This is a genomic window from Xylella fastidiosa, assembly GCF_011801475.1.
GTDB classification, from domain to species: domain Bacteria; phylum Pseudomonadota; class Gammaproteobacteria; order Xanthomonadales; family Xanthomonadaceae; genus Xylella; species Xylella fastidiosa.
The window spans coordinates 2,010,845-2,036,474 of sequence record NZ_CP044352.1; the positions used below are offsets into that span (position 1 = coordinate 2,010,845).

Consider the following 25,630-nt stretch of genomic DNA (forward strand, 5'->3'; position numbering starts at 1 on the left):
ATCATCCATTGAACACTTAAATCTGCTCTTTCTATCTCCAAGCAGGCGTTCTCGACAATCAACTCATGACCGATCACGACTCCCTGACGCGCTTTCTGTTACCTCATGCCGTAGTGCGCGGTATCCATGTCAGTCTTAACGAAACTTGGAGCAATATCCAGGAAAAAAACCACTATCCTGCATTTGTAAGCAGGCTACTTGGTGAAGCTGTAGTAGCGGCGGCGCTATTTGCCAATCACACCAAGGTAAATGGACGCCTCTCAGTGGCATTACACAGCAAAACAGCGTTACGCACATTGTTTGCCGAATGCACGACATCCGGCACCTTGCGCGGCACTGTCCATATGGCCGAGGACATTTCTCACTCCGAAGCACCAACCAGTTTACGCGAATTAGATCACAATGCCCTGCTGGCAATCACTGTCGAAAGTTCAGGACTCAATCCAGATGAGCTACAGCGTCACCAAAGCCTCATCGCACTGGATGCAGCCAACTTGACTGAAGCATTCGAAATTTATTGCCGCGATTCTGAACAGACGCCAATCAGGATCTTACTGGGAGCCGAAGGAAAGCGGGCGGCGGGGCTATTATTGCAAAAATTGCCTAGTCATACTGACGATGTGGATGGCTGGCCACGCATTTGCGACCTATTCGACACCCTGCAAGCATCTGAACTGCTCGAACTCTCCGGACAAGTTCTGTTACATCGTTTGTTTCACAAAGAAAATCCACAACAACTAGAAAAACGTCAGCTCCGCTTTGGCTGCTCCTGTTCACGCGAAAAAGTCGCCGCAATGTTGCAAGGACTTGGTGAAAACGAAGCCCGCGCCGCTCTCGAAGCTAACGGCAGAATCAAAGTAAAATGCGAATTTTGCGGACAAAAATACCACTTTTCTTACAAAGAAATTGACGCATTATTTCCTTAACAGAAGAGGAAAATTCGATGGAACTTAAAATATAACAACATGATGATTATCACTATCTGAAAGAATTTCATCTTGTTAAATAATCATAAGACACCTAATATCAGATCAATGTTTTTGGGGAACTTGGCCCATGTTTACCAGGTCTCACTCTCAATGAAAAACTTGACTCACCTACTCCTTGCACTGATAGCCGCCCTAGCGGCTATTCTTCCTGCGAGTGCGCAGTCAACGGTCCCCTCTCACTCTACTAACAGCGCAGTACTGCCAATCTGGAATAAAGGCAGTGGCAAAGTCGAAGCCCTACTTTACCTAGAACCTGCTGGCGAACAGAAAGTGGGTACACGCTGGAACTTCAACAAAAATTCGTTAGACATGGCCTTTGGTTTATCTCCCACTAGTTCATTGGGACTGCTATGTAACAATGGCACTGGAATCAACATGGTCGGTTTGAGTATGCATTGCCTGCTTGCCAGCTTGGACGAAATTAATGCAGATAATGTCAACCGCCAGATCGCAGCGACTGCATTGTTTAATCACAAATCGACTCGGTTCGGATTCACCGCTAGTAGAGCGCGCAATATCCTGCCAGCATGGTTATTTGGAAATACTCCTTTTAACTTGACCAAAGTCGAACAGAACAACTTAACTGTGTTTGGCCAGAAAAGTGCAGGCAGAGAAGGCTTTGTCTCCATAGGTGGCACCTATGCTCGTGCCCGTGTAGTTCCGTTGACAAATGCCACTCCCGATCTTGCTGGGCAGTGGGACAGTAAAACCCTCAGCATCGGTGGTGGTTACGGATCGTTCAGTGCCCACATCGTTGGCCGTGTCGTCGACGCTCCTGGCCGCAGTCCCGAAAAATTGAAAGGTATTGGTTTTGGCCTAACTTGGCGCACCCCTTGGAGCGGCCATTTCTCAGTCGGGGCAGAAAATATCATCAGCCGCGGCAGTAATCCTTTTGCACCTAGCGATGAGAGTAGCAAGGACGGCACAGTACCTTACGTACGCTACGAACAAGATCTCTAGTAAAGATTCAATAAGGGAATAACATAAAATAAAATTGACTTAAATAATCTGTGTTATATAACTCCTTTCCATCAGAAATAATTTCACCTCCCTAATAACACATAATACATCAATACGTTTGAACAGCAAATAATCTAGAATAAATTTAAACCGATAGGCTTCTCGGGTATATCCCTACATTCTTCAAGTCAATTCTATATTCTAGAAATAACAGCTCTAACTAGAGCTAAAACTAGCATCTCCTAATACCACATTAAATGCCCGTAGACGCGCCTCATTCGCAAAACACACCAACATAATCTGTCAAGCTGATTAGAGTCTCAAAAAGAAATAACAAAGCACTTGATATACACACTCGAAAAACAACATCAAAATACTTAGTAACTCTAAAATTTTGGTGGCCCCGGCGGGATTTGAACCCACAACCTACGACTTAGGAGGTCGTCGCGCTATCCAATTGCGCCACGAGGCCATACATATCCAGCGATGTTATCTTAAAATCCCCACTAAGATAGCTTGACCAAAAAAGTGATGATAAAGGAAACAGAAGGCAGTATTCACACCTTGACTTTTACTACGAAATGTAAGCATTCAGGATCTCTTGGTAGTCTCACCAAAATCAGTATTTAGAATGCTTACAATCCAGTACCGGCTGCCCACTTGAAAGCAAGACAATAAGAAAGAAAAACACGGCTATCTAGAATAGCAACCAACGCTTAGTGATCATCAAAAGGCGACCAAACAAATGACAATAAGCACTTTGAACAGTTAACTAAAGTGCCGCAGTCACCATAATTTCAACCTTCCATGCCGGATCGGCCAATTTGGCTTGTACCGTCATACGCGCCGGCGTGAAGCCCTGCGGTACCCAGGCATCCCAAACCTCGTTCATCCCAGAAAAATCATTGATATCGGCCAGAAATATTTCAGCTCTCAATATCTTACTCTTGTCACTAGCCGCAAGCGCCAAGAGTCGGTCTATCTCTGCCAGCACTTGCTCAGTCTGTCCCCGGATACCAACACTGGCATCTTCAGACACCTGTCCCGCCAGATAGCAAACCCCACGGTGAACCGTCATCTCGGACATACGCACGCCGGTTTCGAATCGTTGCAACATTCCAAGCACCTCAAATTGAAGTAAGCATTATATGCATCATATTTTAACATTAATAATCAATAACTTAGAGTGATAATCAGCTCCGCAATGAGTAAAATTACTAATCGTTATTTTCAGGGGGTTTTTGATGGAAATGAGAAATTGCGGAGCGCAAACCACCTTGGATTCTACCCGTGGGGTTTGGGGTTAACCGATCCACCCATCACCTTTTGTAATGCGCATTGATCAAAACGCGGATCATTTTGTCTGCGGCATCTGGAAGCGCCGCCCTCCCCTCTTCCCAGGCCGCAAGCGTCTGCGTCGTCGTACCCAGACAAGCCGCGAACTCGGGCTGCGATAGCTCGAGTTCCTTTCTCATGAAACGGATTTCGGCACCTGAAAGGGTGGCCGGTTTTAGCGCCAGCGCTAGGGAAAGGCTTCTATGGAGACTTGGTAAATTATCAATAGCAATGCCGTCGCCGTAGGGTGTCTTGTGCACCGTAAACCCGTTGTGTAACCACACATTACCTAGGCCTGATTCGGTGTAGTGGTACATGTTCAGTACGAAAAACCTTTTTTAGCGGTTAAATCAAAGTGCCGGAAAAGGCGCTGCTCCAGCGCCTCGCGGGTGGAGCGGCCTTAATGGCCCCGCGTCCGGCAGGGTTAATATGCTGGACGCGGTGGGGGTGGTGGTATCAGAGAATGCCGCATTGAGGTATCAGAGAATGCGGAACCGATAGCAGGCCCTTATGTTTTCTGATGATGGGTGCGGGACGGGCGTACGACTTGATCGCGTACTTGCGTGTTGATGGCGGCAGCAACATCTGGATGGTTGTTGGGCCGCTCGGCTTCGATGCTACATCGGTAGCCGTTTTTGTCTAGGCCATGTTGCACACGGGTGACGAGCCAATCACCATTCACTCCTTCCCGCCAGCCGTTGAGTGTCAAGACGGCTTCTGCGGACAGCTCCGCACGCCCTGCCATCTCTAGAGTGAGTTTGGTTTCAGCGCGGGCGCGGCGTGAGAGTTCACCCCGAGCAGAAGCGATGGCGGCGGCGGCATCAGGCAGGTATTGTTTGATGCGGTGAACGGGATGCCCGTCACCGACACTGACTTGATGCAGTTCAGCGCGGCGTGCCAGGCGATAGAAGGCAATCACTGTGCCGGGGCTGTCCCGCGTTGCGTAGGTCATTTGCCAGGAGGCAATCTCATCAGGTGTTAAGGTGATGCGAGGCATATCAATGCCTGTGACGCTTTTAGCTTCGCCGCGTTTGGCAAAGATCAGTCGACCTCCGGCAGGTTTAGCAATCGCATCGTAACGCTGTGCTAGCCGTAGCAGGACGTTGATATCTGATTCTTCTGTCTGATCAATGTGGGGTAATGCCACGCCTGTGAGCGACGGGGAGATCGCCCAGGTCATGCCATGTTCGGCAGCCATTGTGGATAGCATGGCACCGAGTGTGGTTCCGGCGGGCCAGGAGCGGGTTTTTTGAGTTTGCAGGTCACTTTTGCCTTTGGGGGTGCCTTCCCAAGGGGCGGCGTGGGCACGCAGGGTCATTGTGGCTGGCCAGCCGGACAATGTGATTTCGCTACACACGAAAACGCCCATTGGGCGTAATTGGCCGTCATACCCTAATGCCAGTTCCAGTTCCGCCCCCATCGGTGGCAGCTTGAGCGGGGCGTTAGGTAGATGGTCAGCCAGAACAACTTCCAAGGTGTCGGCATGGCTTCCGGACTCATCGGAAAGCTGTAGGCTTGCCATGCGTTCGGTGATGAGGGCGGTAATATCGTTGTCGTTGGCGATGAGCCGGTAGCAGGGCGTTACTCCCACAATGTGACTCCTGGAATGGTGCGCGGTGTGGCCACAGGGTCTGGCAAGGTGATCGCGATGCCTTCCGGCAGCACGGGCCCCCATGCGGCTAAGCCGTGGTTTGCTTCATAAATCGCCGAGATGATGGTGGCATCGGTGCGTGCGTAATACTTCCATGCGAGCCAGTCGACGGTGTCACCGTGGCGTGTGAGATAGGTGTGCAGGCTCACGGGGTGGCCTCTACGGCGTGGTCATCGTTGACGCGTTGTAAGGCGAGTGTGAATTCAATGCGCCGTGGTGTGCCGTTGGGGTGATGGTCGCTTTGGCGTTCTTCAATCCGTTCGATGACGTACCAGCCGTGGATGAGGCCATTGCTATCAATGAGCTGTAAGGGTTTGCCTTGGGCGGCCAAGGCGCGTAATTCGTCCAATGAGGCACGTTGGCCTTGCCAATCTGGGTAGGCGATACCGGGCAGTTCGATACTTTCATCGCCTGGGCCGGTGTATTGGCGCGCATCGCGCTGCCCATAGCGTTCGATGGCTGCCCAGCGGTATTCGTTCACGCGGGCGAGTTCTTGGTAGACGAGGCTCGCCAGTGAGAAGGTGTAGCCACCTAGCATCATCAGGACAGGCCGGTTGCCGCTGTTGTTGGTTTGGAATGCGTTTTGAAGGGGTGCGGCGACATCGCTCCAGAGGGTTTGACGGATCATTCTTGACCTCTGACATCGTCGTACAGGGCGCTGCGTGGTTGCCTCTGTGATTGGCTGGATTGTGCGGCAATGCGGCGTGCTAGGGTTTCGCCACGTTCACCCGGTTGTTGGGTAATGTTGTAGGTGGCATAGCTACGGTAATCGGCGTTATTTGTCCTATGCTGCTGCGCCAATGGCGGCATGCGCACCGTTGCTGTGGGGGCTGCGCCTGCACCTGCGGTAGTCATGGTGTGTTGGGTCAGGCTGTCGCCGATGCCTAACCATTGTTTCATTGTGGTGAACTTTTCGGTGGCCCAATTCCATAGTGATTTGAGCTTGTCGAAGAAGGAGGTGGCAATGGTGCCGATGCCATCAAACATCGTTTTGAATCCGTTTTTCACGCGGTCGAAGTTGCCGGTAAAGAGGCCTGTAATCACTCCCCAGGCACCGCTGAAAATCGTTTTAACCCCTTCCCATAGGGCACTCATGAACGGTTTGATGGTGTTCCAGTGTTGGATGATCAGCAACGCGCCTGAAGCAATGGCGGTGACGGCCAATCCCACCGGATTCATGAGCAAGAGGCGACCCAACCACAATGCGGCACGGCCAGCCACCATGAAAGCGGCGGGGACGACGCGGCCTAACACACGCCCCACGGCCAGCGCCGCAGTGCGTACTTGGGCCATAGAAGCCAAGGTGCCCACAGCCCGCCACGAGGCGATCAGGCGTAGTCCGAGCAACAGGGGATACTGAAGGGCGGCAAAGGCAAAGCGCAGGGCGATGACGGCGACTCTAACACCGGCCAGCGCCAGGGCGGTTCCCAGCACCGCTTTCACTACGCCAGGATGTTTTTGTGTCCATGCTGCAAATCGCTCAATGACCGGAGCCGAGGACGCTAACAGGTCGTTGATAGCAGGCAGTAAGGCGTTACCAATGGCTACGGAAAGCTCGGTGAGGCGATTTTTTGTCTGTTGCCATTGCCCTGCTGTGGAGTCCTGCCAAGATTTGAATTCCCGCGACATGCTGCCTTTGGCGGCTTCTCCGTTGGCCAGCGCCAGTTGGCGGCGGTATTCATCAACGCCGTTCGCAAGCTTGGCGATGGCCCCGCCCCAGTCTTTGCCGAACAGGCGTGTGACGGCCTCCATTTGCTGTTCGACTGGGAGTTTTTTAATGCGTGTGAGGACGTCCAGAATCATGGACTGGGGATCGGTGACCATGCCTTTTTGGAGTTGGTCAGCGGTCATGCCCAACATCCCCACGCCGATCTGGAAGCGTTTGGGGTTCATTTTGGCAATTTGTAATTGCCGCAGCATTCCAGAGGCGGCGGTATCAGCGCGTTCGGCAGATTCACCCAAGGTGAGGAAGGTGGACGCCAGGGCGGCGGCATTTTTGGCCGATAAGCCCATGGTGGAGGCTGCTCCGGCCAGGTCGCCCTGCATCACTTTGATGATGTCACCCCCTTTAGAGATGGCGTTGTCATCCAGGTAGTTGATGGCGTCGCCCAAACGCTCAATGTCGCTGATCGGGATTTTGAAAATACCAGCGATTTTTCCCATGTTGTCGGCCAATTCACCGGCGGGCATTTCAAAGGCGGTGGCCGCCATGGCCGAGACGCGGGTAAATTCGATCAGCGTTTTTCTTGCCTGTTCTGGGTTCATGCCTTCGGCAATGCCCATACGGGCACCGGCGGTCACCATGTCAGCCAGTTCATTGGTGGCCATAGGGATCGTACGCGCGAGCTGCTGGATGGCGTTGCCCATGTCGTAATACACGGAGGTCAACTTGCCGGTATTGTCGCGTGCGCCATCGACTTGCTTGGCAATGCCAAGCATGGCGGTTTCAAACTCAACCGCTGCCTTGATGGGGAAAAACGCGGCGGCAGAGACGGCCCCCAAGGCCCCTACGGCCCCCCCGAGCTGTCCGCGCATCTGTGAAAGGCGGGCGCGGTGTCCTTCAAGGGCCGATTGTGCTTGGTTGAGTCGCTGTTGCGCGGCGCGGGTGCGTTCTAATTGTCTGGTTAATGCGTCATACCGGGTGCGCAGCCCGTCAATATTACGACCCATGCGCCCAAAGGTTTGAATGCCTTGCCCGAGCAGACGTTGCTGCCGCGAGAGTGTGGTGACCGCCGCACCAATACGTTGTACGTTGCGCTGTGTGGACCCGAAGGCGCTTTTCAATGTGCTGGACAGGTGCCCAGCAATGATGAGGCTTGCGTGGAATTGTTTTTTACTCGCCATCGCGCGGTAATCCGTCGATCCAGAATAGGAATTCACGCATTGGGAGCGCGAGAATGTCCACGCGTGACCATCCTGTATGTGAGGCTAAGGCTAGAACGCCTTGGCGGAGTTCTTCCAGCGTTAGCCTCACTCGATAAAAATCAAAAAGGCCTCCTGTAGCCGTTTGTAGTTACGCAGGCTGAAGGTTTCTAAGGCTTCGGGGGACACTTCAAGAAGGTTGGAAAAGATGCGCAATTCGCGTTCGCCTTCGTTGCCTGGGAGTGCAAAGGAGCGTTTCATATCCCCTGCGGTCGGTTCGCGCATCCATAGTTCATTGACGGTGGTGCCATTGATGCTGACGGGTGAGGCTAAGGTGATGCGTACGCCGCCTTCTGCTTCGCGGATGTACGGTTTATCAGTGGTCGGTCCGGTCATGGTTAGAGTCCTAGTGCGTTGCGAGCGGGGGCGAGCAGATCAATGCCGTTTTGCTGGAAGATCATGTTTTCTATGTCGATTTCATGAATGACGGTGGCGTTATGCACTTCTTTGTAGTAGCTCAGTGCCAAGGCCAGTTTTAGGCTGGATTTGTCCGGCGGTTTCCAGGTGCCGCGATCGATTTCTTTGACTTTGCCGCGCAGATGGATCGCAAGGGATGTTGTCGTCCCATCGAAGGATTCCAGAAAGCCACGCACGGTGCAGTTCACCTGCTTTCCTTCGGTAACGCCGAACAGCAGGAGTGCGTCGCTGCTGTAGCAAATCAAGCTGACATCGGTTTCTAGCTTCTCCATGCCCATCGTGAGTTCTACAGGGGCCAGCATGCCGCCACCCCGAAACTCTTCGGTTTTTAAGGTCAATTTTGGCAGGTTGATGTCTTCGACCTGCCCTGCATAGCCTTTGCCATCAATAAACAGGTTGAGGTGTTTGAGGATATGACGCGGTGCGGACATTAGAACACCTCCACAAGATAATCACTGGTGAGCCGACTACGGAAGGTGATGTGTTCGGCCGGATAGGCCGGGGTGAAGTCAAAATTAAAATAGACGTGTCCGGCGGTGATGGCGTCTTTTGTGTTGAGTGCTGTATCCGCCCAGCATCGGCCATTAATAATCGCGCCCAGGCTTTTCAGTCGTCGCAGATAGGCATTGACGCCTTCCTCAACATCACTGGCGTATGTTTTGGTAATGGAGCGATCCACCGCCCACAGGTGGGCCGCTTGTAGGCTATCGGCGATGATATCGGCGATGCGGACCACGCAGAGGTAGGTCCACTTAGGATCGCTGGATAAGGTGCGGTTTCCCCATAGTCTGTAGCCGTCATGGCGAATGATGGTGGCAATCTTTTTTTCATTGAGCAGATTGGCGCGGCTGGTGGCATCGCCCAATGCAAAATCAATGGGGCGTGAGGTGCCAAGAATGCCGTTGATGGGTTGATTGGAGGGGGACCACCACCAGCCGTTGCGGTTATCTATCTTGGCGATGAGTCCGGCCACCGCAGCGCTGCTGTAGGCGGTGATGGTGGTGCCATCAGCACCCAGTGTGGTGATCCGCGGATCAACCAGGAACACGCGTTTGCTGCCAAAGTCCCCGGCATAGGCAATGGCCTGTGCATCAGTGGTGCCTGGGCCGTCAGCAATGATGATGGCGCGCAGTCGCTCGGCAATGCCGATCAATTCGGACACAACGGGATTGGCCTGTGTCTGTTCTGGGCGCTGGTGGGTCAAGCCTGGAGCAATCAGCAGGCGCGGTTTGTAGCCGGTGATGTTTTCGGCGGCCAGCAGCGCATGGACGCCTTCATAGGTGCCGTTGGCGGCATTGATGCCACCAACAGCATGAGACAGCCGCTGGGTTTCATCAACGCTATCTTCAATACGCACCACAATCACTGCCGCGCCAATCTGATCAAAAATGCTATCCATGGCCTGGGGCAAGGTGCCTGCTGTCCCTAGTGTGGCCGCCATCGCGGTTGATCCTGGTACCAGCACGGGGGTGTTGAGGGGATAGGTGGTGGCGTCAGCCAAAGGTGCAGTGCCCACCAGGCCAATGACGCTGCTTGAGGCCGTTTGGATGACGCGTGCGCCATCGTCGATCTCCAGCACTTCAACGCCATGTAGATAGTGTTCCGTCATCAGGCCCTTCATCTGCTGTAAGACGGGGAGATGATCGGTGCGACAGCTGTTTGCTGTCCTGTGGCTATTTTTCCGCGTGGCGTGGCGCGTCGGTCAGTGCGTTTACTTTGGCTGATAGCTGTGCAATGGCATTCACCAGTACAGGCAGGAGTTGGTCCAGGTTGACCGAGGGGACGTAAGCGCCTTGGAAGGGGATGCCTTCGGGATTGACCGTTTCCGGCATCAGGTCCAGTAGTTGTTCTGCCTCTAAAAATAGGCGGCGGCGTCCGTCGGGGGTGTAGGAGGGTTTGTAGCGTCCGATCAGGGGGGTGAGTTGTTCAATCTCTGCCAAGCCATAGGGCAAGGGGCCTTCAATGTCTTTGAGTTTTCGGGAGGAGCCTTGGGCGTAGCCGCCTGCCGAGACGATAGTGCCTTTCACTGACAGGTTGCCATTGTCTTCCAGTGCCATCAGTTGTACTTCATTGGTACTGCCGTTGCCGCCGCTGTCGCTGCGTCTCCAGAAAAAGGCGTGGCCTCCGTTCTTTTTGTAAAAGGCAACGTGGGTTGTGTCGTGTTGTTGGTAGTAGTAATTGCCTGCGGTTTCAATCCACAGTAGGCCCGTTTTTGCACCAATCACTGTGCTGGTGTTTTTGGTGCTGGTGCCGAAATAGCAATGGTTGCTGGTGCCGAAGAACAGTTGTGCGATGGCTGGGGAGGTGCCGCTGCGGAAGGTGGCTGCGTAAGGGATATTGTTGTCCCAGAATTCACAATCGTTACCGATTTTCAGTGCCGGAATGCGTCCGTGACCCAGTGCGTCACCAATCAGGGTGCCTTGGGATTGGAGCGAGCCTGTCATGAGGCTTCCTGTTTTTTTCACCAGAGTATCTAGTTGCGAGGCCAGTTCTGGGATATCGCTGCTGGCGTGCTGGTGGGCACTCGGTGGATAGGTCTGTGGTGTGTTCTGGAGGTTTCTCCATTGTAGGTAGTAGGTGCCGTGATAGCCGTCAAGTAAATCTGCGTCCAAGTTTTTTCCTGATCCGGTGTCCATCACGGCAGCATCGCCTAGGCCCAGCAGGTGGCGGAGGGTGGGCGCATCGGCGCTGGCCAGCAGTGTTTTGGCGTAGTCGGAAGGGGCGGCTTCGCCTAGGCGGTGATCCAGGGTGGCTTTCAATGCGGTAGGCGGTATGGCGCTGCGGTCATCCAGGCCCGCGATGGCTTGGGCGTTGCTGGACAAGGTGAGCACGCCTGCCACTGTCTGTGTCGCCGGTGGGTTGTTCCAGGAGGTTTCACCGAAGGTGAGTTGAGTCGCATCGGTATCTACGAACCGAACATCAATGGCCAGCAGTAGCATGGCCGATGCGGATTTGCTGAGAATGATGTCCTGTTGGGAGTAGGTGGCAAATAAGGTGCCATCATCCAGGTAGACGCCAAAGCCGCGGACGTCGTACTGGTCGCTAGTTGCATCGCCGATGGTGATGTGAATGGTGTCTGCGGCCACCACGCCGCCTGAGAAGGTGGTCAGGCGTTTGGATTCATCAGGCATCGTTGCCGCGGCGGGGTCAAAGTGTTGTGCGGTCAGGCCGACAGAGGCAAGCCGCACGGGGACGGTGCCATGATGTTCGGCGTTCACTAGGGCGGCGCGGCCCTGTGGGGTGATGGTGATCTGGAGTGGGGTCATCGCATCCTCATGCGGCCTGGGTGAGTTGTACGCGTCGGTACGCGGTGATCTGTGCGCCACCCAGCAGGCCAATCTGTCCGATGGTGTGCACGCCTTGGGTAAAGGTGAAATGGCTGCGAACGGGTTTGGTGCGGATGACTTCTGTAATGACATCTGCGACAAATTCGGCGGTGCTCTGGCTGCCGCCTTGCCCGGATAAGGTGAGCAGCAGTGTGAAGGTGTGCGGTGCAGCCGGTGGGTTTTGTTGCCACCATTCGGTGATGAGGACGTCTCCGCCAAAGCTGCGCACCACATCGCGCACACTTTTAACGCTGCCTTTGCAACGCTGAATCTCGATGGCTGCTGCAATACGCGCGCGTTTGATATGCACGGGCCACGTGCTGCGCCAGGTGTCCACGGACAATGACCAGGCCAGCCAGGGGAGTAATGGCTCGGGGCAGGTGTGCGGGTCCCATAGTTGTTTGAATGGGATCGGGATGTCAGCCATGCGTGCCATCACTTGCTCCAGGGTGCGCATGAGCGGTGTTGCCGTGGGGGGAAGCAGGCTGTGCAGGGGTTCATTCATCCACGCCACCATGCACGACGGTGATGTTGGTGCAGCGGGCCGCCTGGGTACGGTCCATCGTCAGTCCCTGTTGTGGTGTGATGAGTTCTACGCGTTGGATGCCTTCGACATGCAGTCCGGCATACAGGCCACTCAGGGCGATATCTCGCCCTAAGCGGAATGTGTCTGTGGTGTAGGCGGTGATGCGGCGGTGTGCTTCGGACAGGACGACCGCTGCATCCGGTCCGGCGTAGGTGTGCAATCGTGCGTGAACTTGGTAGTCAGTGATCTGTGCCGGTTGTACGGTCACGTGATCGGTCATGGGGCGTACTGATTCTTGGTTGACAGCGGCCATCACGGCGTCAAGCACGTCTTGTGAGGGCTGTCCGTTGGCGCTGCGTGATAGTACGGTGATGATGACGTCCCCAGGGGTTGGGCTGGTGGCGCTGACGTCAAGCACGTCGGGATGGGCGCTGATGGCATGGTAGATGTAAGCGCCTTCCGGACCGGCGACGCTGTAGCCTTCCGGTGCAAGGACGATACGCCGCCGAAAGGCAGCATCACTCTCCATCCTCGGGGGGATGCCTTGAGTGGGGTCACCTGCCTCCAACACGAGGCGCTTGACGCGAAATAATGCGGCTAAATGATCTAGGTCGGCATCGCTGGCCAAGGCCACCATGACGGCTTTGGCATCTTCATTGCTTTGGTAGCGGCGCACGGCTTCGCGGTAGGCGGCCACTTCTAACAGGGTGTAGATGGGGTCTGAGGGCAGGAGGTTTTTCAGGGTCGGGTCACGTGCCGCCAGATCAGCCAGCATCTCTTGCAAGATCACGTCTGCGGCCACTTGCCGGATGACATCGGGCATGGGCAGCTTGGAGATATCAATCGCCGTCAGAGTGTTGTCCATCAACGCACCTGGATGCCGTCTAGGGTGACGGTTTTCCCCTCAGGAAGGTAGTGGGCAGTCAACACAAGGGTTACCGTGCCCGATGCGGTGGCGCGGGCCGTCACTTGCCGCAGGGTGATCCGTGGCTCGTGTGCGGCAAGGGCTTGTGCGGTGCGTACAGGTCCATTGTCAGGGCACGTGTGTGATCGGGGCATCAAGCAGGTGTGGTAGTCGGCTGCCGTAATCACGGCGCATGATCCGGCTCCCTAATGGGGTGCTCAAGATGTTCTGTACCGATTGGCGCAGGTGGTCGATGCCATCAAGCGGCTTTCCGGTGTGCATGTTCATTCCGCGCATGCTCAGCAGCTTGGGGGGACTCACTGGGCGGTGTCCTGTGGCGGGTTTTCCGAAGGCTCAATGCACTTGGCAATGACGCAGAGTGAGTGCCTTGGAATTATTGAGCTACAATGTAGCTCATTCCTCACTGGGTATCGAAGGATCGCACTATGTCTGCAAACGCAGTTGTCCGTGCCCGCGTTGACGCGCACATCAAAGAAGAAGCATCAACCGTGCTGGCGACGATGGGCCTAAGCGTGTCTGATGCGTTCCGTATGATGCTGACCCGCATTGCCCGCGAGAAGGCGCTGCCGTTCGAGCCGCTGGTGCCGAACGAAACTACCATCGCAGCCATGCGTGAAGCCCGTGCTGGTCACCTCAAGAGCTTTGATAGTATTGAGGCGCTCATGGCGGACTTGCATGCGGAGGATTAGCCAGACTGGCCAATTCAAGCGCGACTACAAGCGCGAAGCTAAGGGCCAGCATCGCGCCACGCTTGATGAGGAACTGATACACGTCTTGGAAGCCTTGACCTGTGATCATCCGTTGGAGCCACGCCACCACGATCACGCACTAACTGGCGACTGGAAAGATCACCGTGATTGCCACATCAAACCCGACTTGGTACTGATATACCGGAAGCCCGACAACGAGACATTGCAGCTCGTGCGCATTGGCTCACACAGCGAACTAGGTTTGTGAACACTCCCAAGATCACGCGCCTTCATGCGTAACCGCCTACCCTGTGCAGGGGTGGTAGGTGCATTGGGTCCTTGGGCCGTATGGTGGTGACGTTGTAGGCCAATGTCTGCGGCGGTGATGTCCCTTGTGCGTGAATGGTGCCGTCTACGGTGAGGTTGCCGGTGAGGTGGAGGCTGGCGTGTCCAAGGTGAGGCGGTCGCTGGCATTGAGGGGGCGGTGGCACAAGATCAGGGTGACGGTGCCGGATGCGGCGGAAGCATCTACGGTCAGGGCGTGGGCTTGGCGGTCGTAGGTGATGCGTGTTCCGTCGCCAAACAGCAGGCAGGGCTGGTGGGCGGTGTTGCTGGGCGCAGGGAAGGTCTCTTGGTAGAGGCTGCCAGGCAAGACGATGCCCAGTGCCGAATCTCCATTGGGGCACAGTGCAATGACTTGTTCGCCCAGGTGCGGCAGCCACCAGGAGCGGTCGGCTCCGGCACGTGAGGCCATGACAGGCAGCCAGTCGGTGAGCAGTTCTCCGGCTTCAATCCGCACGCAGGCGGTTGCAGGGTCCAGTTCGGCGACGGTCCCTTGGAGGATCAGGTGTGCTAATTGGCGGTGTGTTCGTTGAGTGTCTGTCTCATGGGGCGATCTGGTGATAGCTGTCTTGGACGGAGGGGCCGGTCTGCGGTGTGAAGGACAGCCATAGGTTGGTGGGTAGGGTGCCTGCATGGGTCCAGGCGCTGTTGCCAAGAAAGACGGGTTGTTGCCATTCCACGGTCCAGACGACGTATCGATCTAATGCGGCGTTGAATTCGTCTGGGTAGATGGCAATCACGCGGCAGGGGTCGGTTGGTACGCCACGCCAGCGGCGCTGGTAACAGCCAGGTCCCAGGGCGGCGGCGGCCAGACGTGCTTGCAGGTGGGTGGAGGGCCGCGGTGCCCTAGGACAAGCCGTGCCTGAAAGCGCAGCAGGGCGGGGAATTGTCCGGTGCCTGCATCGTTTTCGGGGGCCGGTTCGATCTCACTCAGTGTCAGTAAACAGGCGGGCATGGGCAGTTGGTGGTCTTCATCGTCCTGATAAAACGCAACGGTGGCCAGGTCTGGGAAGTGCGCTGCAATTTGGTCGCGGATGGCGGTATGCAGGGTTTCTAAAGCTTATGTCGGTGTGTGTGTCCGCCATTGCAGTTCGTGCTCAAACAGGGTGTAAAAGCGTGCTTCAAAGGTGGCTCTGTGTCAAGAAGGCCGTTTTCGATATAGGTCATGGAGGGTGCGTAAATGTCTGCTTTTTGAACGGCCACGGGGTAGCGGCGCGGCCCAGGCGTTTGAGTACCTGCCGTTTGCCGCGCACTGTGGCAATGAATGCGCCTTTGATCTGACGCCCGCCCAGGGCGCTGACGCCGCTAGGGGTGGCTTTGGGGTTCAGCCATAGGAGGGGGACGGGGTTCAGGCCGTACCACACTTTCATTTGTCGCGTTGTCGATAGGTGCGCAGCGGCGGCGCACGATCTTTTGTTGGAGTTGCAATGCATCGCTCAGTCCGCGCACGGAGCGGGTACGCAGCCACCAAAGCCGCGGACGTCGTACTGGTCGCTAGTTGCATCGCCGATGGTGATGTGAATGGTGTCTGCGGCCACCACGCCGCCTGAGAAGGTGGTCAGGCGTTTGGATTCATCAGGCATCGTTGCCGCGGCGGGGTCAAAGTGTTGTGCGGTCAGGCCGACAGAGGCAAGCCGCACGGGGACGGTGCCATGATGTTCGGCGTTCACTAGGGCGGCGCGGCCCTGTGGGGTGATGGTGATCTGGAGTGGGGTCATCGCATCCTCATGCGGCCTGGGTGAGTTGTACGCGTCGGTACGCGGTGATCTGTGCGCCACCCAGCAGGCCAATCTGTCCGATGGTGTGCACGCCTTGGGTAAAGGTGAAATGGCTGCGAACGGGTTTGGTGCGGATGACTTCTGTAATGACATCTGCGACAAATTCGGCGGTGCTCTGGCTGCCGCCTTGCCCGGATAAGGTGAGCAGCAGTGTGAAGGTGTGCGGTGCAGCCGGTGGGTTTTGTTGCCACCATTCGGTGATGAGGACGTCTCCGCCAAAGCTGCGCACCACATCGCGCACACTTTTAACGCTGCCTTTGCAACGCTGAATCTCGATGGCTGCTGCAATACGCGCGCGTTTGATATGCACGGGCCACGTGCTGCGCCAGGTGTCCACGGACAATGACCAGGCCAGCCAGGGGAGTAATGGCTCGGGGCAGGTGTGCGGGTCCCATAGTTGTTTGAATGGGATCGGGATGTCAGCCATGCGTGCCATCACTTGCTCCAGGGTGCGCATGAGCGGTGTTGCCGTGGGGGGAAGCAGGCTGTGCAGGGGTTCATTCATCCACGCCACCATGCACGACGGTGATGTTGGTGCAGCGGGCCGCCTGGGTACGGTCCATCGTCAGTCCCTGTTGTGGTGTGATGAGTTCTACGCGTTGGATGCCTTCGACATGCAGTCCGGCATACAGGCCACTCAGGGCGATATCTCGCCCTAAGCGGAATGTGTCTGTGGTGTAGGCGGTGATGCGGCGGTGTGCTTCGGACAGGACGACCGCTGCATCCGGTCCGGCGTAGGTGTGCAATCGTGCGTGAACTTGGTAGTCAGTGATCTGTGCCGGTTGTACGGTCACGTGATCGGTCATGGGGCGTACTGATTCTTGGTTGACAGCGGCCATCACGGCGTCAAGCACGTCTTGTGAGGGCTGTCCGTTGGCGCTGCGTGATAGTACGGTGATGATGACGTCCCCAGGGGTTGGGCTGGTGGCGCTGACGTCAAGCACGTCGGGATGGGCGCTGATGGCATGGTAGATGTAAGCGCCTTCCGGACCGGCGACGCTGTAGCCTTCCGGTGCAAGGACGATACGCCGCCGAAAGGCAGCATCACTCTCCATCCTCGGGGGGATGCCTTGAGTGGGGTCACCTGCCTCCAACACGAGGCGCTTGACGCGAAATAATGCGGCTAAATGATCTAGGTCGGCATCGCTGGCCAAGGCCACCATGACGGCTTTGGCATCTTCATTGCTTTGGTAGCGGCGCACGGCTTCGCGGTAGGCGGCCACTTCTAACAGGGTGTAGATGGGGTCTGAGGGCAGGAGGTTTTTCAGGGTCGGGTCACGTGCCGCCAGATCAGCCAGCATCTCTTGCAAGATCACGTCTGCGGCCACTTGCCGGATGACATCGGGCATGGGCAGCTTGGAGATATCAATCGCCGTCAGAGTGTTGTCCATCAACGCACCTGGATGCCGTCTAGGGTGACGGTTTTCCCCTCAGGAAGGTAGTGGGCAGTCAACACAAGGGTTACCGTGCCCGATGCGGTGGCGCGGGCCGTCACTTGCCGCAGGGTGATCCGTGGCTCGTGTGCGGCAAGGGCTTGTGCGGTGGCCGCGTACAGGTCCATTGTCAGGGCACGTGTGATCGGGGCATCAAGCAGGTGTGGTAGTCGGCTGCCGTAATCACGGCGCATGATCCGGCTCCCTAATGGGGTGCTCAAGATGTTCTGTACCGATTGGCGCAGGTGGTCGATGCCATCAAGCGGCTTTCCGGTGTGCATGTTCATTCCGCGCATGCTCAGCAGCTTGGGGGGACTCACTGGGCGGTGTCCTGTGGCGGGTTTTCCGAAGGCTCAATGCACTTGGCAATGACGCAGAGTGAGTGCCTTGGAATTATTGAGCTACAATGTAGCTCATTCCTCACTGGGTATCGAAGGATCGCACTATGTCTGCAAACGCAGTTGTCCGTGCCCGCGTTGACGCGCACATCAAAGAAGAAGCATCAACCGTGCTGGCGACGATGGGCCTAAGCGTGTCTGATGCGTTCCGTATGATGCTGACCCGCATTGCCCGCGAGAAGGCGCTGCCGTTCGAGCCGCTGGTGCCGAACGAAACTACCATCGCAGCCATGCGTGAAGCCCGTGCTGGTCACCTCAAGAGCTTTGATAGTATTGAGGCGCTCATGGCGGACTTGCATGCGGAGGATTAGCCAGACTGGCCAATTCAAGCGCGACTACAAGCGCGAAGCTAAGGGCCAGCATCGCGCCACGCTTGATGAGGAACTGATACACGTCTTGGAAGCCTTGACCTGTGATCATCCGTTGGAGCCACGCCACCACGATCACGCACTAACTGGCGACTGGAAAGATCACCGTGATTGCCACATCAAACCCGACTTGGTACTGATATACCGGAAGCCCGACAACGAGACATTGCAGCTCGTGCGCATTGGCTCACACAGCGAACTAGGTTTGTGAACACTCCCAAGATCACGCGCCTTCATGCGTAACCGCCTACCCCTGTGCAGGGGTGGTAGGTGCATTGGGTCCTTGGGCCGTATGGTGGTGACGTTGTAGGCCAATGTCTGCGGCGGTGATGTCCCCTTGTGCGTGAATGGTGCCGTCTACGGTGAGGTTGCCGGTGAGGTGGAGGCTGGGCGTGTCCAAGGTGAGGCGGTCGCTGGCATTGAGGGTGGCGGTGGCACAGATCAGGGTGACGGTGCCGGATGCGGCGGAAGCATCTACGGTCAGGGCGTGGGCTTGGCGGTCGTAGGTGATGCGTGTTCCGTCGCCAAACAGCAGGCAGGGCTGGTGGGCGGTGTTGCTGGGCGCAGGGAAGGTCTCTTGGTAGAGGCTGCCAGGCCAAGCAAGACGATGCCCAGTGCCGAATCTCCATTGGGGCACAGTGCAATGACTTGTTCGCCCAGGTGCGGCAGCCACCAGGAGCGGTCGGCTCCGGCACGTGAGGCCATGACAGGCAGCCAGTCGGTGAGCAGTTCTCCGGCTTCAATCCGCACGCAGGCGGTTGCAGGGTCCAGTTCGGCGACGGTCCCTTGGAGGATCAGGTGTGCTAATTGGCGGGTGTGTTCGTTGAGTGTCTGTCTCATGGGGCGATCTGGTGATAGCTGTCTTGGACGGAGGGGCCGGTCTGCGGTGTGAAGGACAGCCATAGGTTGGTGGGTAGGGTGCCTGCATGGGTCCAGGCGCTGTTGCCAAGAAAGACGGGTTGTTGCCATTCCACGGTCCAGACGACGTATCGATCTAATGCGGCGTTGAATTCGTCTGGGTAGATGGCAATCACGCGGCAGGGGTCGGTTGGTACGCCACGCCAGCGGCGCTGGTACAGCCAGGTGCCCAGGGCGGCGGCGGCCAGACGTGCTTGCAGGTGGGTGGAGGGGCCGCGGTGCCCTAGGACAAGCCGTGCCTGAAAGCGCAGCAGGGCGGGGAATTGTCCGGTGCCTGCATCGTTTTCGGGGGCCGGTTCGATCTCACTCAGTGTCAGTAAACAGGCGGGCATGGGCAGTTGGTGGTCTTCATCGTCCTGATAAAACGCAACGGTGGCCAGGTCTGGGAAGTGCGCTGCAATTTGGTCGCGGATGGCGGTATGCAGGGTTTCTAAGCTTATGTCGGTGTGTGTGTCCGCCATTGCAGTTCGTGCTCAAACAGGGTGTAAAAGCGTGCTTCAAAGGTGGCTGTGTCAAGAAGGCCGTTTTCGATATAGGTCATGGAGGGTGCGTAAATGTCTGCTTTTTGAACGGCCACGGGGTAGCGGGCGCGGCCCAGGCGTTTGAGTACCTGCCGTTTGCCGCGCACTGTGGCAATGAATGCGCCTTTGATCTGACGCCCGCCCAGGGCGCTGACGCCGCTAGGGGTGGCTTTGGGGTTCAGCCATAGGAGGGGGACGGGGTTCAGGCCGTACCACACTTTCATTTGGTCGCGTTGTCGATAGGTGCGCAGGCGGCGGCGCACGATCTTTTGTTGGAGTTGCAATGCATCGCTCAGTCCGCGCACGGAGCGGGTACGCAGCCAGGCCGCCATTTTGATTTTGGCCGAACGCAGGGCCTGTTCCATCTGCGTTTCAGTGGCGTTGAGTGCTTGTGCGATGGCGGTGAGGCTGTGGGGGTGGATGTGGATGCCAATCATGGGGGCGCCATCGGGGCCAGCCGCACGAGGGCCATGCCGGTTCCATCCGGTTGTGGGTCGTGGGTGAGGCGGTAGTGGCGATCTTCAATGCGGGCGTAGTCATGTTTTTTGAAGTCCATAACATCGCTTTCTTTGCAGGTAAAGGAGGGTTCTGGGGCGTTCATTCTGTAGTCGCCGATGTCCGCATCAATGTAGGTCGCGTCAAAAACAATGGTGCATTGATGGACGCGCCCCGTTTTCTCCGAGTGTAATTGGGCTGTCACGGCAAAATCATCGGTTTCTAGGAAGGCGTCTAGGTCATCCCAGGAGGGGTGGTGCATCAACGGCGACTCCCGCGGGGGGGAGGTTTCTCGTTGGTTTCTGTAGGGGTCAAGGTGTTTGGTGTGGGTGCTCCGCCGCTGGGTGGGTCGATGATCACTGCCACGGGGCCATCGGCATCACCGGCAAGCTCAGCACGGCCACGGCGCATTAAATCGTGCGCCAGTGCCGTAGGGATCTGGACGATTGTGCCAGGGCGGTAAATCAGGCCTTGGATTACCACCGCAGCGCTGATTTTGAGGGTGTTTGTCGTCGTCGGCATGGTGTGTTCCTCAAGGGTCAGGCGGCTGCGCCGTAGCAGAAGCTTTCGGTACGACGGATGTTAAAGTCGACATCTTGGAACACGACAATCCGGGTGCCGCCGCTGGTGCTGAGGCTGTAGGGGTCGACGGTGATATCTAAGCCTCCCCACATGGCAATGATGAGGTCCGCCCAGTTCCCAAAGAAGACATCACCGGCCTTGATCTGGTTGGACACGCTGGCTGGGTAGCCGTTGACGGTGTTGCCGGATTCCCAAATCGTGCCGCTGGCGGCAGTCTGGGGAAACTTCAAGGCGGTTTTGGCATAGCCACGTATGCCTGCATTGAAGGCGTAGGACATGGCGTTCACATCTGCGTTGTTCAGGGCAATTTGCGTTTCCATCTGGACAAGTTCAGCAAATGTGGGTTGCCCTTTTTGTGCAAAGGACACGGCGTTAATGCCGCTGTGATGTTTAACGCCTGTGGGTTGCATGTCTGAGCCGCTGCCGTAGATGGCGGCACGGTCCACTTCCAGGGCCATGACGTTCAGTAGGTCGCTGCGGACGATTTGTTCGGCATCCGGGGTGGATTGCAGGAGCAGACGCCGGGTGATGTCGGTATAGGCGGCCAGGGATTTGGGGGTGAAGTGGATTTGGTCCAGGGCAGGTTTGCTTTTTTCCGGTGAGTCGCCCTCCCCCACCCAGTAGGCTTGGGTGGTGCCTTTCTGTCTGGGGATATCGACGTTGCCAACCAGGCCGCCCATGACGGTAGCGCGCTGCATGACCCAGGTTTTATTACGCAGGATTTCGATAAAGGAGGAGGCGTGTAGTTCGGTGGCAATGATGTTGCTGCCGGGGCCGTCCGTCGGGGTGGTGGTGGAGAATGCGCGGTTGAGGACGTCCGAGGGGATCAGTAGGCCGCGCGCCTGTTTGCCGTAGGTTTTTTCTGCGGCAGCGGAACAGGCAATCTCAAAGGCCGCCGCGTTGCGGTCGGTCTGGCTGGCATTAGGCAATAACGCGCGGACTGCGCGGACGATGCTGTAGTGCCGTATTTCTTGTGTGGACAGGCCGATGCCGGTTTCCGTGTGAGGTTCAGACTGGGGCATGGGGGCTTTGTCCGTCAGTTTTGTCAGTAGGGCGCGCTGGAATGCTTCCGGTGAGTGGCCTTGGGTAATGTAGTCGTGCGCCAGTTCCAGGTGTCCGTAGGTTTTGCCAAGGTCAGCAATGTGTCTGACACGGGTTCGTTCGGCATCGACGCTGTTGGGGGTGTCAGTCGCGTTGGATGTCGGCTGGGGTGTGTTGGTGGTGTCGGCATGGGCGGGGGGTGATGGTTCCGTCATGGTTTTATCCTCAGAGGTGCCTGGAGTGTGTTGCGAGACTGTTGCGGTGTCCTGTGGCGGATTTTCCAAGGCGCGCCCGATGCCAACGGAGGGGTCGGCAGGGATGCTGACAATGGAGATTTCAATGGGTTCCCAGTCCGTGGCGCGGTACAGGGGGCCTGCGTCGCGTTGGCCGATCACTTCGACTTGATGGACTAAATAGCCCACTGAGACGTGTTTACGGATGCCGTCCAGGACATCACGTAGGATTTCTTCAGCACGTGGGCTGCGCCCGAAGCGCACGATGGCGCGTCCGCGGTGGTCGCTGTCAATAGAGGCCGATTCGACAACGCCAATGTGTTCGCGTGGGTTGTGGTCCAGGAGTAAGGCGGCACCGTTGTCAAGACGGTGCATGCGTACTTCGTTGATACGGTGGCCGAGAATCTCCACGCCGCTCCTTGTTTGCACTTCTGCTGCTTCGCTGCTAAATGCAAGTTCAAGGGTTCTGGAGGGTTCGTCTATCGATAGGACATCGGCATGGCGGTACTGGGTGCCGCCTTTGCGAAGGTCCCGTACTACCTCAGTGGCTGTGGTCATGGGGGGTGGGTTCCTTCTGGGTCGGTGTGGTGTTGGCGGTAGTGAGGTCTGCGCCATACAGCAGGTACTTGAGGTAGTCGTTGGGGATGCCGGAGGCTTGCATTTCTTTCAGGTCTTGGGCGATTTCGCGAAAGACGTCCTGGGGGTCGCGGCCTTGTTCCAGGATGACTTGGCTGGTGGAGGTCAGGCCGCCACGGATGCAGGTCAGTGCGCTTTCAACGTCGGTGCGGGGGTCGACCCAGGCCCAGCGGCGGCCTTGCCAGGAAACGCGGCGGTATCGGTCGTAGTGTTCGGCAGGCAGTGGTTTGCCATGCACGCGAATCTGTCCGCTCAGCAAGGCCACTTTCAAGGCCGCTTCAAAAACAGGGGTGTGGAGGGATTCAATAAAAAATTGCTGGTCTTCTTTCCAGCGTTCGCGTTCATCCAATGTGCCTTGGCGGATGCTGGAGTAGTTGACGTCCGCTAGATCGCCGGAAAGGGCGTGGTAGGAGAGATCCATGCCCGCAGCCAAGCTTTGTTTGGCGGCTTTGGTGAATAAGCCAAATTCACCTGAGGGGTATTGGGGGTTCCAGTCTTGAAATTCTGCGCCTTGGGGGAGTTCGTGGATGGCTAAGGGTCCAGCGTTCATCTGGATGGTTTGGGCAACGTTTTCCTGTTCGTCGGCTCGCGGTCCAAAACCCTCTCGGTATCCGACAAAACCCATTTTGCTAGCGGCGGCGCGTGCGTTTTGTACGGCGGCTTCTTCAAAGCCTTGTAGATGGTGTAGACGCAGTAGGGAGGTGGCGGCCCAAGGTAGGCCGCGGCGTTGTCCCACCATCACGGGTTTGAAGATGTGGATGACTTCCTCGGCGGGGACGCGGATGTAGCCTCGTCCATTGATGCTGTAGTAGTAGGTGTCACGTTCGTCAATGGAGCTGAAGTGGTAGGCCAGCGGTTTTCCGAATCGGTTAAATTCGATGCCTTGTCGGACAAATCCGCCGGTCTGGTCTGTTTTCAGCATTTGGTAGCGCACGGGTAGGCGCAGTGGGTCGATCAGTTGTAAGCAAAAGCCATGCGGTCCGGCGTGTGTGCCATAGATTTTTCGGGCAATAAACTCTCCATCACGGGCGCAGGTCTCTACGCAGAGGGTTTGGATTTCGCGCCATGATAATTTTCCGGTGACTTCACACTGGCCTTTGCGGCCCCAGTCTTGCCACCAGGTTTCAATGGCGTCGTTGATGGCGGTGTCCAGGGCACCGCTGCGCGATTTTCTGCTTTGGGCCTGCATGACGATGCCGCGGGGGCCCACAATGTTACGGCGGCATAGGTCAATGTACCGTTTGACATGGTCGTTGTTGGACCATTGTTCGCGCATGCGCGCGACCAGGATTGGAAGACGTTGGGTGATGTATTCGTCCGGGGAGACGGGGATGCTGCTCCACAGGTCATTGGTATCCACCTGCCCTGCTTTGAACATGCCGCCTAAGGGCAGCATGCGCTGATACCAGCGCCGCGGGGGGTGGTTTGGCTGGGGTGTTGCCGTGTCTGGGGTGGGGTGATCTGGCTGGGCTGTGCGCTGTGTCCACCATGTCCAGAGGTTCATCCTACAAACCTCACAGGAACGATGTTCCCCCAGCTGCGGGGGGTGTCGGTGGGTGTTTCGCGTTGTACGGCTACGGCGTAGAAGGTGCGTAGTTTCAGCAATTCAGCGATGGGGTACGCCACAGTTCGCGGTTGTTGATGCGGTAGCGCTGTTGGTCCTGGGTGGCGCGTTTTTGCAGGACGGCGTTGATGGCATCTAAGGCGCGTTGGTTGTCGCTGCGTCCGTCATAGCCTTGGGGCAGCGCTGCAAAGTCTGGCTCAACACGGAGTTTCCCACGTTTTATTTCGATGGTCTGGGGGCTGTGTGCTGCACGCAGTTGGTAGAGGTAATCGCCGGGTGTCCACTGTGCGGTGTCCGCAGCGGGGATGTTGAATCGGTGGGTGGTGTTTTCACCCTGCGCGGTGAGGTCCAGTGATGCCGGACCACGCAGGAGGCAATGGAGTGTCCAGTCGGGCCAGGGGTAGTCTTTGAGTGCAAGGGATATCTGTAATGAGCATCCAGCATTGATCTTGGCAGGGAATGTTGGGCAGGTGTGCTGGAATGTCATGGGTCACCAGTCGTTAGCCCATGTTCTCCGGCGTCTTAAGGGGGGCCGGGGACGTTGGGGGCGAAGATGGGGGGTATGGTGTTGCACTTCTGGGGTGGGGTCCTGTGGCAGTTTTTCCTTGGGTAGTAAGGCGGCGGCATCTTTAATACGCTTTGCGTCATGGGGTAGATGCGGGTTGATGATTTTGAGGGCGGCGTAGGCGTAGACGCGGCAATCCAATGCTTCGTTGGGGGTTTTGTCGGGTTTGGTCCATTGGCGTATTGGCTGGCCTTTGAGGTAGCGGGTACGCAATTTTTCAGCGGTCAGTTGTGCAAACCAGTCGGGGGAGCGGTCTGTGGGGAAATGGGAGTAGCCTGGGCCAGGCTGGGTGATGGCGAGGCGGCGCATCACAATTAATTTTGCTTCGTCCACGCCAACGGTAAAGAGGTTGATTCTGGGTGCGTTGCGTCCGGAATGTTTGCGTTGTGCTTTGTCTACGATGGGACGGCCCCAGCCGCCAACGCCTTTAATGCCAAAGACGCGTCCGCCTGTCCTGGTACGCAGGTATTGGTAAGCGGCTTGGGTGTAGCCGCAGGTGCCTCCGGTATCTAAGCAGGCGGCCTGGATGGGGAGACGTAGGCCGCTTTCGTGCTGCCAGGTGGTAGAGAGGTAGCGGTCCAGTGCGTCCCAGACGTCGCCTAAGAGGGGGTCGCCGTAGAGAACGGCGGTATGGATGGACCAGGATTCTTCGTCAATGCCCCATGCGACAATTTCCACTTCAAGGCGGTCGGTTTGCATGTCGATGCCCGCAGTGAGAAAGACACCGCCCATAGGGACATCAGCAAGGTAGGTTTCAAGGCGGCGCAGTAGGTCATCCATGTCGGCCTGTTCGGCGGTCTCGCTCCAGACGCGGGCCAGGCTGACGTTGGTGAATGTTTGTAGGTCCTGGTGTTTGAGTTTGTCCAGGTAGTCTTGAACGATGGCGCTTTGGCGGCGGAAGGTGGAGTACAGTTCGTTCAGTTCGTAGGAGGCATGGCCGTTAAAGGGTTTGCTGGCTTGCCAGTGGGCTTGGCGAACGGCTGCAATGCGTTGGCCGTCATCCCAGCATACGCCGC

General features: G+C 56.8%; 37 protein-coding genes, 1 tRNA gene and 1 pseudogene. 6 read left to right on the top strand and 33 right to left on the bottom strand.

The features are described from left to right. Window positions 1-65: 65 nt before the first annotated feature. Together F7G16_RS09200 and F7G16_RS09205 are read left to right on the top strand one after the other, a co-directional pair. Entirely contained in the window at window positions 66-926 is an 861-nt protein-coding gene (locus F7G16_RS09200) for an Hsp33 family molecular chaperone HslO (protein ID WP_004087365.1), read from the top strand. A 186-nt stretch (window positions 927-1,112) separates the two neighbouring features. Further along, a complete protein-coding gene (locus F7G16_RS09205; protein ID WP_370447390.1) occupies window positions 1,113-1,949 on the top strand; it encodes an XOO1806 family protein in 837 nt (278 codons plus the stop codon). A 395-nt stretch (window positions 1,950-2,344) separates the two neighbouring features. On the opposite strand, the gene F7G16_RS09210 is transcribed toward F7G16_RS09205, so the two are convergent. From F7G16_RS09210 to F7G16_RS12340, 15 genes are all read right to left on the bottom strand, one after another. Further along, window positions 2,345-2,421: transfer RNA gene (locus F7G16_RS09210), tRNA-Arg, on the bottom strand. Window positions 2,422-2,721: 300 nt separating this feature from the next. After that, the gene (locus tag F7G16_RS09215; protein WP_004084923.1) at window positions 2,722-3,066 is read right to left on the bottom strand and encodes a RidA family protein; all 345 of its coding nucleotides are present in this window, start codon (window positions 3,064-3,066) and stop codon (window positions 2,722-2,724) included. 202 nt (window positions 3,067-3,268) lie between these two features. Continuing rightward, a complete protein-coding gene (locus tag F7G16_RS09220) occupies window positions 3,269-3,544 on the bottom strand; it encodes a helix-turn-helix domain-containing protein (RefSeq protein ID WP_228446138.1) in 276 nt (91 codons plus the stop codon). Window positions 3,545-3,792: 248 nt separating this feature from the next. After that, window positions 3,793-4,875 carry a phage late control D family protein gene (locus F7G16_RS09225; RefSeq protein WP_014607781.1) on the bottom strand — a complete coding sequence of 361 codons (1,083 nt, stop codon included), beginning with the start codon at window positions 4,873-4,875 and terminating at the stop codon, window positions 3,793-3,795. Next, complete coding sequence (locus F7G16_RS09230) at window positions 4,866-5,084, bottom strand: tail protein X (protein WP_004088371.1); 219 nt, start codon at window positions 5,082-5,084, stop codon at window positions 4,866-4,868. The genes F7G16_RS09225 and F7G16_RS09230 overlap by 10 nt, the downstream gene beginning before the upstream one ends. Beyond that, complete coding sequence (locus F7G16_RS09235) at window positions 5,081-5,563, bottom strand: phage tail protein (protein ID WP_011097928.1); 483 nt, start codon at window positions 5,561-5,563, stop codon at window positions 5,081-5,083. Before F7G16_RS09235 ends, F7G16_RS09230 begins: the two co-directional genes overlap by 4 nt. After that, a complete protein-coding gene (locus tag F7G16_RS09240; RefSeq protein ID WP_128723197.1) occupies window positions 5,560-7,779 on the bottom strand; it encodes a phage tail tape measure protein in 2,220 nt (739 codons plus the stop codon). Before F7G16_RS09240 ends, F7G16_RS09235 begins: the two co-directional genes overlap by 4 nt. Window positions 7,780-7,905: 126 nt before the next feature. Continuing rightward, window positions 7,906-8,193: a phage tail assembly protein gene (locus F7G16_RS09245; RefSeq protein WP_011097930.1), complete on the bottom strand. Its 288-nt coding sequence runs from the start codon at window positions 8,191-8,193 to the stop codon at window positions 7,906-7,908. Between the two features lie 2 nt (window positions 8,194-8,195). Further along, entirely contained in the window at window positions 8,196-8,705 is a 510-nt protein-coding gene (locus F7G16_RS09250) for a phage major tail tube protein (RefSeq protein ID WP_004086986.1), read from the bottom strand. Then, the gene (locus F7G16_RS09255) at window positions 8,705-9,883 is read right to left on the bottom strand and encodes a phage tail sheath subtilisin-like domain-containing protein (protein ID WP_128734780.1); all 1,179 of its coding nucleotides are present in this window, start codon (window positions 9,881-9,883) and stop codon (window positions 8,705-8,707) included. The genes F7G16_RS09250 and F7G16_RS09255 overlap by 1 nt, the downstream gene beginning before the upstream one ends. A 64-nt stretch (window positions 9,884-9,947) precedes the next feature. Next, the gene (locus tag F7G16_RS09260) at window positions 9,948-11,540 is read right to left on the bottom strand and encodes a hypothetical protein (RefSeq protein WP_159241645.1); all 1,593 of its coding nucleotides are present in this window, start codon (window positions 11,538-11,540) and stop codon (window positions 9,948-9,950) included. A 7-nt stretch (window positions 11,541-11,547) separates the two neighbouring features. After that, the gene (locus tag F7G16_RS09265; protein ID WP_004086970.1) at window positions 11,548-12,105 is read right to left on the bottom strand and encodes a phage tail protein I; all 558 of its coding nucleotides are present in this window, start codon (window positions 12,103-12,105) and stop codon (window positions 11,548-11,550) included. Continuing rightward, window positions 12,098-12,991, bottom strand: coding sequence for a baseplate assembly protein (locus F7G16_RS09270; RefSeq protein WP_011097611.1), 894 nt, complete (start codon window positions 12,989-12,991; stop codon window positions 12,098-12,100). Before F7G16_RS09270 ends, F7G16_RS09265 begins: the two co-directional genes overlap by 8 nt. Beyond that, window positions 12,991-13,185, bottom strand: a complete 195-nt coding sequence (locus F7G16_RS12335) for a hypothetical protein (protein WP_243857830.1) — start codon at window positions 13,183-13,185, stop codon at window positions 12,991-12,993. Before F7G16_RS12335 ends, F7G16_RS09270 begins: the two co-directional genes overlap by 1 nt. Next, a complete protein-coding gene (locus tag F7G16_RS12340; RefSeq protein ID WP_243857831.1) occupies window positions 13,160-13,351 on the bottom strand; it encodes a GPW/gp25 family protein in 192 nt (63 codons plus the stop codon). Before F7G16_RS12340 ends, F7G16_RS12335 begins: the two co-directional genes overlap by 26 nt. A gap of 125 nt (window positions 13,352-13,476) precedes the next feature. On the opposite strand from F7G16_RS12340, the gene F7G16_RS09280 reads away from it, so the two are divergent. Together F7G16_RS09280 and F7G16_RS09285 are read left to right on the top strand one after the other, a co-directional pair. Continuing rightward, window positions 13,477-13,740 carry a type II toxin-antitoxin system RelB/DinJ family antitoxin gene (locus tag F7G16_RS09280; protein ID WP_004090907.1) on the top strand — a complete coding sequence of 88 codons (264 nt, stop codon included), beginning with the start codon at window positions 13,477-13,479 and terminating at the stop codon, window positions 13,738-13,740. Continuing rightward, window positions 13,727-14,008, top strand: coding sequence for a type II toxin-antitoxin system YafQ family toxin (locus tag F7G16_RS09285; RefSeq protein ID WP_004090909.1), 282 nt, complete (start codon window positions 13,727-13,729; stop codon window positions 14,006-14,008). Before F7G16_RS09280 ends, F7G16_RS09285 begins: the two co-directional genes overlap by 14 nt. A 144-nt stretch (window positions 14,009-14,152) precedes the next feature. On the opposite strand, the gene F7G16_RS09290 is transcribed toward F7G16_RS09285, so the two are convergent. The 8 genes and pseudogenes from F7G16_RS09290 to F7G16_RS09320 form a co-directional block, all read right to left on the bottom strand. Beyond that, on the bottom strand, window positions 14,153-14,716 hold the full coding sequence (locus F7G16_RS09290) for a phage baseplate assembly protein V (RefSeq protein ID WP_243857832.1): 564 nt from the start codon (window positions 14,714-14,716) through the stop codon (window positions 14,153-14,155). Next, on the bottom strand, window positions 14,625-14,822 hold the full coding sequence (locus F7G16_RS12345) for a hypothetical protein (protein ID WP_243857833.1): 198 nt from the start codon (window positions 14,820-14,822) through the stop codon (window positions 14,625-14,627). Before F7G16_RS12345 ends, F7G16_RS09290 begins: the two co-directional genes overlap by 92 nt. Then, window positions 14,819-15,037: a hypothetical protein gene (locus tag F7G16_RS12350; protein WP_243857834.1), complete on the bottom strand. Its 219-nt coding sequence runs from the start codon at window positions 15,035-15,037 to the stop codon at window positions 14,819-14,821. Before F7G16_RS12350 ends, F7G16_RS12345 begins: the two co-directional genes overlap by 4 nt. A 208-nt stretch (window positions 15,038-15,245) precedes the next feature. Beyond that, window positions 15,246-15,452: a hypothetical protein gene (locus F7G16_RS12355; protein ID WP_243857835.1), complete on the bottom strand. Its 207-nt coding sequence runs from the start codon at window positions 15,450-15,452 to the stop codon at window positions 15,246-15,248. A 96-nt stretch (window positions 15,453-15,548) separates the two neighbouring features. Beyond that, window positions 15,549-15,800: pseudogene (locus tag F7G16_RS09305) on the bottom strand (hypothetical protein); the annotation flags it as partial. A 7-nt stretch (window positions 15,801-15,807) separates the two neighbouring features. Continuing rightward, on the bottom strand, window positions 15,808-16,365 hold the full coding sequence (locus F7G16_RS09310) for a phage tail protein I (RefSeq protein WP_004086970.1): 558 nt from the start codon (window positions 16,363-16,365) through the stop codon (window positions 15,808-15,810). Next, the gene (locus F7G16_RS09315; protein ID WP_011097611.1) at window positions 16,358-17,251 is read right to left on the bottom strand and encodes a baseplate assembly protein; all 894 of its coding nucleotides are present in this window, start codon (window positions 17,249-17,251) and stop codon (window positions 16,358-16,360) included. The genes F7G16_RS09310 and F7G16_RS09315 overlap by 8 nt, the downstream gene beginning before the upstream one ends. Next, the gene (locus F7G16_RS09320; protein ID WP_004090694.1) at window positions 17,251-17,589 is read right to left on the bottom strand and encodes a GPW/gp25 family protein; all 339 of its coding nucleotides are present in this window, start codon (window positions 17,587-17,589) and stop codon (window positions 17,251-17,253) included. The genes F7G16_RS09315 and F7G16_RS09320 overlap by 1 nt, the downstream gene beginning before the upstream one ends. A gap of 149 nt (window positions 17,590-17,738) precedes the next feature. On the opposite strand from F7G16_RS09320, the gene F7G16_RS09325 reads away from it, so the two are divergent. After that, a complete protein-coding gene (locus tag F7G16_RS09325; RefSeq protein WP_004090907.1) occupies window positions 17,739-18,002 on the top strand; it encodes a type II toxin-antitoxin system RelB/DinJ family antitoxin in 264 nt (87 codons plus the stop codon). Continuing rightward, window positions 17,989-18,270 carry a type II toxin-antitoxin system YafQ family toxin gene (locus F7G16_RS09330; protein ID WP_004090909.1) on the top strand — a complete coding sequence of 94 codons (282 nt, stop codon included), beginning with the start codon at window positions 17,989-17,991 and terminating at the stop codon, window positions 18,268-18,270. Before F7G16_RS09325 ends, F7G16_RS09330 begins: the two co-directional genes overlap by 14 nt. A 36-nt stretch (window positions 18,271-18,306) precedes the next feature. Here the strand turns inward: F7G16_RS09330 and F7G16_RS12360 are convergent, their stop codons facing one another. From F7G16_RS12360 to F7G16_RS09375, 10 genes are all read right to left on the bottom strand, one after another. Continuing rightward, a complete protein-coding gene (locus F7G16_RS12360; RefSeq protein ID WP_243857855.1) occupies window positions 18,307-18,594 on the bottom strand; it encodes a phage baseplate assembly protein V in 288 nt (95 codons plus the stop codon). Then, on the bottom strand, window positions 18,540-18,899 hold the full coding sequence (locus F7G16_RS12365) for a phage baseplate assembly protein V (RefSeq protein ID WP_243857837.1): 360 nt from the start codon (window positions 18,897-18,899) through the stop codon (window positions 18,540-18,542). Before F7G16_RS12365 ends, F7G16_RS12360 begins: the two co-directional genes overlap by 55 nt. Next, complete coding sequence (locus F7G16_RS09340; RefSeq protein WP_011097613.1) at window positions 18,896-19,438, bottom strand: hypothetical protein; 543 nt, start codon at window positions 19,436-19,438, stop codon at window positions 18,896-18,898. Before F7G16_RS09340 ends, F7G16_RS12365 begins: the two co-directional genes overlap by 4 nt. Continuing rightward, window positions 19,414-19,935 (bottom strand): hypothetical protein, encoded by a 522-nt coding sequence (locus F7G16_RS09345; protein WP_011097614.1) that lies wholly within the window; start codon window positions 19,933-19,935, stop codon window positions 19,414-19,416. Before F7G16_RS09345 ends, F7G16_RS09340 begins: the two co-directional genes overlap by 25 nt. Further along, the gene (locus F7G16_RS09350) at window positions 19,932-20,255 is read right to left on the bottom strand and encodes a head-tail joining protein (RefSeq protein WP_011097935.1); all 324 of its coding nucleotides are present in this window, start codon (window positions 20,253-20,255) and stop codon (window positions 19,932-19,934) included. Before F7G16_RS09350 ends, F7G16_RS09345 begins: the two co-directional genes overlap by 4 nt. Beyond that, the gene (locus F7G16_RS09355) at window positions 20,255-20,515 is read right to left on the bottom strand and encodes a hypothetical protein (RefSeq protein WP_038232801.1); all 261 of its coding nucleotides are present in this window, start codon (window positions 20,513-20,515) and stop codon (window positions 20,255-20,257) included. The genes F7G16_RS09350 and F7G16_RS09355 overlap by 1 nt, the downstream gene beginning before the upstream one ends. A gap of 17 nt (window positions 20,516-20,532) precedes the next feature. Continuing rightward, entirely contained in the window at window positions 20,533-22,407 is a 1,875-nt protein-coding gene (locus tag F7G16_RS09360; RefSeq protein WP_038232803.1) for a phage major capsid protein, read from the bottom strand. Further along, window positions 22,391-23,989: a phage portal protein gene (locus F7G16_RS09365; protein ID WP_167405116.1), complete on the bottom strand. Its 1,599-nt coding sequence runs from the start codon at window positions 23,987-23,989 to the stop codon at window positions 22,391-22,393. The genes F7G16_RS09360 and F7G16_RS09365 overlap by 17 nt, the downstream gene beginning before the upstream one ends. A 94-nt stretch (window positions 23,990-24,083) precedes the next feature. Next, on the bottom strand, window positions 24,084-24,536 hold the full coding sequence (locus tag F7G16_RS09370) for a hypothetical protein (RefSeq protein ID WP_243857838.1): 453 nt from the start codon (window positions 24,534-24,536) through the stop codon (window positions 24,084-24,086). 3 nt (window positions 24,537-24,539) lie between these two features. Continuing rightward, window positions 24,540-25,601 carry a terminase gpA endonuclease subunit gene (locus tag F7G16_RS09375; RefSeq protein WP_425527308.1) on the bottom strand — a complete coding sequence of 354 codons (1,062 nt, stop codon included), beginning with the start codon at window positions 25,599-25,601 and terminating at the stop codon, window positions 24,540-24,542. Window positions 25,602-25,630 lie beyond the last annotated feature (29 nt).